7 protein-coding genes are annotated in these 6708 nt (G+C 73.2%); 4 read left to right on the top strand and 3 right to left on the bottom strand.

Translation table 11 applies throughout. The features are described from left to right. The coding region (locus tag AOK00_RS35390; protein ID WP_159041930.1) for a serine hydrolase domain-containing protein at positions 1-582 on the bottom strand (582 nt) is incomplete at its 3' end. Between the two features lie 247 nt (positions 583-829). On the opposite strand from AOK00_RS35390, the gene AOK00_RS35385 reads away from it, so the two are divergent. Next, positions 830-2143 (top strand): sensor histidine kinase, encoded by a 1314-nt coding sequence (locus AOK00_RS35385; RefSeq protein ID WP_055604203.1) that lies wholly within the window; start codon positions 830-832, stop codon positions 2141-2143. After that, the gene (locus AOK00_RS35380) at positions 2140-2856 is read left to right on the top strand and encodes a response regulator transcription factor (protein WP_055604202.1); all 717 of its coding nucleotides are present in this window, start codon (positions 2140-2142) and stop codon (positions 2854-2856) included. Before AOK00_RS35385 ends, AOK00_RS35380 begins: the two co-directional genes overlap by 4 nt. 60 nt (positions 2857-2916) lie before the next feature. Here AOK00_RS35380 and AOK00_RS35375 read toward each other — a convergent pair whose 3' ends face one another. After that, positions 2917-3363 (bottom strand): hypothetical protein, encoded by a 447-nt coding sequence (locus AOK00_RS35375; RefSeq protein ID WP_055604201.1) that lies wholly within the window; start codon positions 3361-3363, stop codon positions 2917-2919. 322 nt (positions 3364-3685) lie between these two features. Here AOK00_RS35375 and AOK00_RS35370 point away from each other — a divergent pair, with 322 nt between their 5' ends. After that, complete coding sequence (locus AOK00_RS35370) at positions 3686-4009, top strand: hypothetical protein (RefSeq protein ID WP_055604200.1); 324 nt, start codon at positions 3686-3688, stop codon at positions 4007-4009. 141 nt (positions 4010-4150) lie between these two features. Here AOK00_RS35370 and AOK00_RS35365 read toward each other — a convergent pair whose 3' ends face one another. After that, a complete protein-coding gene (locus AOK00_RS35365) occupies positions 4151-4927 on the bottom strand; it encodes an SDR family oxidoreductase (RefSeq protein WP_055604199.1) in 777 nt (258 codons plus the stop codon). 102 nt (positions 4928-5029) lie between these two features. Between AOK00_RS35365 and AOK00_RS35360 the strand changes: the two genes are divergently transcribed. Continuing rightward, a complete protein-coding gene (locus AOK00_RS35360; protein ID WP_055604198.1) occupies positions 5030-6670 on the top strand; it encodes an alkaline phosphatase D family protein in 1641 nt (546 codons plus the stop codon). The last annotated feature ends 38 nt before the right edge of the window (positions 6671-6708 follow it).

The following is a 6708-nucleotide window of genomic DNA, read 5'->3' as shown; positions in this document are numbered from 1 at the left end:
CCGGTCGATCTCCTCGGCCAACGGGCGCCCCGTGACCTTCTGGACGATCAGGCCCGCCAGTACGTAATTCGTGTTGCTGTAACTCCACTTGTCGCCCGGCGCGAACTCGGCCTCGTGCTTGAGCGCCAGGTCCACGAGATCACGCGGCTCGAAGTACCGGTGCAGCATCTCCTCGTCGCTGATGTCCGCCCCGTAATCCGGAATCCCGCTCGTGTGCTGCAGCAGCTGACGGACGGTGATCTTCCCTCCGTCGAGCCCCTTCCCCCGTACCAGCCCCGGCAGGTACGTGTCGACCTTCGCCTCCAGGTCGACCTTCCCCTCGCCGACCAGCTGCAGCACGACCACCGCCGTGAACGTCTTCGTGTTGCTGCCGATCCTCACCTGGCCGTCCCTGGGCACCTTCGCGCCCGTGGCCAGGTCTCCGACCCCCGCGGTGTACGTACGCGCACGGCCCCTGCCGTCCTCGACGCTCGCCAGCGCCGCCGGCTGGCCCCCGCGCACCAGGGCGTTCAGGCCCTGCTGAACTGCGTCCGGCCGCGCCGCCGCGACCGCCGCAGGCGGCGCGAGCGCGCCCGTCGTCATCACCGCGACGACCACCGCCGCCGCGGCCGCCGCGCCTCCGCGCCGGAGGCCCTTCCGCGGTCGGGAGAGGCGGAACCTCGACGTCCTCGTCTTCATCGCTCGCGTGTTCATCGGCTGTCCTTCCGTCGATCGGGCAGGACACGATCATGTTTTCCGGGGCCTCCGAGCGCATCGCGGAAACGCGGGAGAATGTGCTCCCCCGATCGGGGGAGGCCGGCCACGAGCCGCCCGTTCATACTGGCCGATGATGATCAAGGCACTCCGGCCGCTGCTGCGCCGCTCCACGTACACGGGCGCGGTGTTCGCCTACTCGGCCGCCCTCGCGAGTCTCCCCCTGCTGTCCTTCGCGCTCCTCCCGGCGCTGGCGTGGCGATCCGCCCCCGAGGGCGTCCTGTTCGTCGTGGTGCTGGTCGTCTGGGCCGTCCTGATCACCCTGGTCGGCCTGGCCCGCACCACCCGGCGGGTGCTGATCCTGGCCGCCCGCCGGCTGCTGTACGTGGTCCTGCCCGAGCCCTCGGCCGTGCGCCCGCCCACGACTTCGCCCGAAACCGGACCGCCCCCGGCCGTCCCCGCCGCTCCTTCCGCCTCAGACCGCTGGCGGACCCCCCTCTGGCTGCTGCTGCACGTCACCCTCGGCTGGACGGGTGCGCTCGCGAGCGGGCTGCTGCTCTTCCTGGCCCTGGCCCTTCCGGGGGGCTGGCTCCGCGCCGAGCTGGCGCTGAGCCTGTTCGGCCGGTCCGCACGGGTGACGGACGGCTGGCAGAGCTGGGCCGTGGCGCTCGCCTGTCTCCTGCTCGCCGCGGTCGTCTGCGTCCTCGTGACGCGCGCCCTGCGGTGGTCGGCGCCCCGGCTCCTCGGGCCGTCGACGGCCGAGCGGCTCGCCCTCGCGGCCGAGCGGGAGCGGCGGCTCGCCGAACGCAACCGGCTGGCCCACGAGTTGCACGACTCCATCGGGCACACGCTGACGACGACCACGATCCAGGCCGCGGTGGCGGGCGAGTTGATGTCCACCGACCCGGCGGCGGCGCGGGCCGCCCTGCGCAGCATCGAGGAGTCCGCCCGGGCCGCGCTGGAGGACCTGGACTACGTCCTCGGCGTCCTGCGCGAGCGCGAGGACGGGGCGGCCGGGACCGCCGGTCCCGTCGGGACCGCACCCATCCGCACCCTGGCCGACCTGCCCGAGCTGCTCGAACGGGTGCGGCACACGGGCGCGGTGGTGGAGTGGGAGCGGTCGGGGGATCCGGCGCAGGTGCGGGGCACGCTCTCCCGGGCCGCGTACCGGATCGTCCAGGAGGGCCTGACCAACGCCGTCCGGCACGGCTCGGGCGGTCCGATCACGGTACGGGTGGCGGCCGGGCCGGACGCGCTGGAGCTGGCTGTGGTCAACGAGACCGGGGCCGCGGCGCGTACGGGCCGGCCGCGGGCCTTCCCGACCTCCGGGCACGGGCTGCCCGGCCTCGCCGAGCGCGTACGACTCCTGCACGGCGAGATGGACGCCGGCCCGGACGGGCCGAGGCGCTGGCGGCTGGCGGTCAGGCTGCCCGTACGGTTGTCGGCATGACCGGCCCCGACGCCACCGAGCCCGCCACGACGCTCCTGATCGCGGACGACGACGAGGTGACCCGTGCCGGTCTGCGCATGCTGCTCGCCGCACAGCCGGGGATCGAGGTGGTCGGGGAGGCCGCCGACGGCGTCGAGGTGGTCGAGCGGGCGTGGCGGCTGCGGCCGGACGTGGTCCTGATGGACGTACGGATGCCCCGCCGCAACGGGATCGAGGCGACCCGCCGACTCCTCGCGGGGCCGGACGAGCCGGCGGGGTCGAGGGACGGGACCCCTGTCCCGGCGCCGCCGAAGGTCGTCGTGATCACCACCTTCGAGAACGACGACCACGTCACCGCCGCGCTCAGCGCCGGTGCCAGCGGGTTCGTGCTCAAGCGGCTTCCGGTCCGGCAGATCGCGGAGGCCGTTCGGGTGGTGGCGGCGGGCGAGGCGATCCTCTTCCCCGCGACCCTGCGCCGGATGGTCGCCGCACGCCCGCTGGGCTCCGCGGAGGCGCTGCCGAGGGCGGCGCTGACGGTGCGGGAGGAGGAGGTGCTGCGGCTGATGGCCACCGGCCTGTCCAACCCGGAGATCGCGGAGTCCCTCACCGTGAGCCTGGAGACGGTCAAGACGCACGTCGGGAACGTCCTGACCAAGCTCGGCGCGCAGAACCGGACGCACGCGGTGGTCATCGCGTACGAGTCGGGCCTGGTGGTGCCGGGGTTCACCGGCTGACGGGAACACGAACGCCTGCCCCACCCGGGGTCACGGATGGGGCGGGCGAGGGGCGATCGGTCAGGCGAGGACCTCGATCCGCCACTGCGGGTCCCGGTCGTCCGTACGGACGAAGATCCGCTTCGGGAGCAGGGAGCGGTCCTCGAACAGGTCGCGGCCGAGGGCCAGTCCGTTCTGGTCGATCACGTACGTGCCGTCCGTGAGGTCGGCGAGCGAGGTGAGGGTGGTGAGCGCGAGGGTGTCGCCGTCTTCCGCGACGCGCTGGAGGCGCCAGACGGAGGCGGGGGACTCGTCGGGGCGGGCGACGACGGGCGCGCGCTCGGTGCCCTCCGCGGTGATGGTCTCCTCGGTCCCCTTGGCGGTGAACCGGAAGCCCTCGGCGTCCCGGGTGATCAGCCACTCCCCGGCGCGGGTCGGGTCGGAGAGGAAGCCGACGACGGCTCCGTCCTCGACCCCGACCGGGGCCCCCTTCGCGTACAGCTTGACGACCTTGCCGGCGTTCGACATCGCTCCTCCTGGGCTGAGTGGGTCTTGTGTGGCGGTTATGCCGGAGGGTGCCCGTACGGCCCTGCTAGGTGCCAGCGAACACGCAGGTCATAGGCTGTGTGGCGCTGAGAAGTCGTCAGGGAGGGGCAGGTTCCGCGTGCCGTGGAGCAGGACCGGACCCGGACAAGGACCCGGACCCCGGCCACCGGGACGACGACGGCGAGGCCTGCGACCGGCCCTGACGCCCGCCCGCCCCGGCCGGTGTCGGTCATCCGGGGCAGGCTGCCGGGTCCCTTCGGCGTGCGACACGCGCCGGGGGCCCGGCGAGGTGTACGGGTAGGGCATGACCATCCCTGTGGACCAGCTCAGCGATCCGGCCGTGCGTGCGTTCGTCGCGGCCCTCAACGCCAACGACCAGACGGCCCTGTTCGAGGCCCTGACCCCCGACGCGACCATGTCCGACGACGGCTCCGAGCGCGATCTCCGGGAGTGGCTCGACCGGGAGGTGTTCGGCTCGCGCGGGCACATGGACGTCGTGTCCGAGTCGGACGGCGGGCGCGGCCTCGTCGCCGACTACCGCAACGACACCTGGGGCTCGATGCGCACCAAGTGGCTGTTCTCCGTCGACGGCGGGAAGATCTCCCGCTTCGAGACCGGGCAGGCGTAGCGCCGCTGCCGCTGCCGCTGACGTCGGCCGGGGGAGGACTTTCCCCCGGCCGGCGTGCGGCACCGGCACCGGGTCCTGGGCCCGTCCGATGTGCGGCACCGGCACCGGACGCCGGGCCCGGCCGGCGTGCGGCATCGGGCGCTAGCCCCGCCCGATGTACGGCATCGTCGTCGCCATCACCGTCGCGAACTGCACGTTCGCCTCCAGCGGCAGTGCCGCCATGTGCACCACCGTCGCCGCCACGTCCGCCGCGTCCATCACCGGTTCCGCCGCCAGTTCGCCGTTGGCCTGCAGGATGCCGGTCTGCATGCGGGCCGTCATCTCCGTCGCCGCGTTGCCGATGTCCAGCTGACCGCAGGCGATCCGGTACGGGCGTCCGTCGAGCGACAGGGACTTCGTCAGGCCCGTCATCGCGTGCTTCGTCGCCGTGTACGCGATCGAGTGCGGGCGCGGTACGTGCGCCGAGATCGAGCCGTTGTTGATGATCCGGCCGCCCTGCGGAGACTGCTCCTTCATGGTCCGGAAGGCCGCCTGGGCGCACAGGAACGCGCCCGTCAGGTTGACGTCGACCACCGCGCGCCAGGTGTCCGGGTCCAGGTCCTCGACGGGGACGCCGCCGCCCGCGAACGTACCGGCGTTGTTGAAGAGCAGGTCGACGCGGCCGTAGCGGTCGCGCACCGCCGCGAAGAGGGCCGTCACCTCGTCCGCCGAGGTGACGTCCGTGGGGACGGTCAGGAAGTCCCCGGCCGGCGAAGCGGCCGCCGTCTCCTCAAGGGCGTCCGCCCGCCGTCCCGCCAGGGCCACCGACCAGCCTGCCGCCGCCAGGGCGAGGGCCACACTCCGGCCGATGCCCGATCCCGCTCCCGTCACCACTGCGATGCTCATGGGCGCGCAGCGTACGCGAGACGCGTGCCCCATGAACTCATTGTCCCGACACGTGGATGTTCTGTACCCGACAACGTGACGTCGTCCCGCCCCCCTCGAATGACGGACGGACAGCATCCGTCTGGGGAGGGGCACATGAACCGCGTACACGACGTTCACGAGCATTCCGAGGAACTCCGCGCCGCCGCACGCCACTTGGGGCGTCGCCGGTTCCTCACCGTCACCGGGGCCGCCGCCGCGCTCGCGTTCGCCACGCAGCTCCCTGTGGCGGGTGCCGCTGCCGCGGCCGAGCTCGACGGGCGGCGCATATCAGAGGACCCGTTCACCCTCGGCGTGGCGTCCGGCGACCCGCTGCCCGGCTCGGTCCTGCTGTGGACCCGGCTCGCGCCCCGTCCCTTCGAGCCCGGCGGCGGACTGCCCGCCGAGAGGGTCCCGGTGCACTGGGAGCTCGCCCGCGACGAGCGCTTCACCCGGACCGTGCGTCGCGGCCGGGCGACCGCCCACCCGGAGTTCAGCCACACCGTGCACGTCGAGGTCGAGCACCTCGAATCCGGCCGGGAGTTCTTCTACCGGTTCCGCGTCGGCGACTGGACCAGCCCCGTCGGCCGGACCCGCACCGCACCCGCCCCCTGGGCCCGCAACGCCGGTCTGAAGCTCGCCGCCGTCTCCTGCCAGGCGTACCACGACGGGTACTTCACCGCCTACCGCCACCTCGCGGGGGAGGACGTCGACGTCGTCTTCCACCTCGGCGACTACCTCTACGAGTACGCCGTGAACGCCACCGGCGGCGCCCGCGCCCACACCGACCGGACCCTCCCGGCCGTCTTCAACCGCGAGACCCTCACCCTGGACGACTACCGGCTCCGGTACGGGCTCTACAAGTCGGACCCCGACCTGCGCGCCGCGCACGCCGCCCACCCCTTCGTCGTCACCTGGGACGACCACGAGACCGAGAACAACTACGCGGGCGGCACACCCGAGAACAACGTCCCTCCGGAGGAGTTCCTGCTCCGCCGCGCCGCCGCCTACCGCGCCTACTGGGAGCACCAGCCGCTCCGCGCGCCCCAGCGGCCCCAGGGACCCGACATGCGGCTCTACCGCCGGCTGCGCTTCGGGCAGCTCGCCCAGTTCGACATCCTCGACACCCGCCAGTACCGCTCCGACCAGGCGTACGGGGACGGCTGGCAGGTCCCGGGCCCGGAGTCCGAGAACCCGGCGCGGACGATGACCGGGGCCACGCAGGAGCGGTGGCTGCTCGACGGCTGGCGCGACTCCCGCTCCCGCTGGAACGTCCTGCCGCAGCAGGTCGTGTTCGCCGAGCGCCGCGACCGCGCCACCGCCGACTTCAAGGTCTCCATGGACTCCTGGGACGGCTACCCCGCCTCCCGGCAGCGGCTCCTCGCCGGTGCCGGGGCCGCCGGGGTCGAGAACCTGATGGTGCTCACCGGGGACGTCCACGTCGGCTACGGCCTCGACATCAAGGCCGACTTCCGCGACCCGGCCTCGCGGACCGTCGGCACCGAGATCGTCGCCACCTCGATCAGCAGCGGCAAGGACGGCGCCGACCGGCCGTCGAACTACGACAAGCTCATGCAGGCCAACCCGCACCTGCGGTTCTTCAACGGGCGGCGCGGCTATGTGACGGTGGCGCTCGGCGAGGAGACCGCCCGGGCCGACTTCCGTACGGTGCCGTACGTGACGACCCAGGGCGCTCCCGTCACCACGGCCGCCTCCTTCGTCACGGAGGCGGGCGACCCGGGTCTCAAGCCCGCGTGAGACCGGGTCTTCCGCCCGCGTGACCCCCGGGTCTCAAG

This window comes from Streptomyces aureus (assembly GCF_001418135.1).
Lineage (GTDB): Bacteria > Actinomycetota > Actinomycetes > Streptomycetales > Streptomycetaceae > Streptomyces > Streptomyces aureus_A.
The sequence above is the reverse complement of the archived record's forward strand: the minus strand, read 5'-3'. Positions and strand labels throughout refer to the sequence as shown.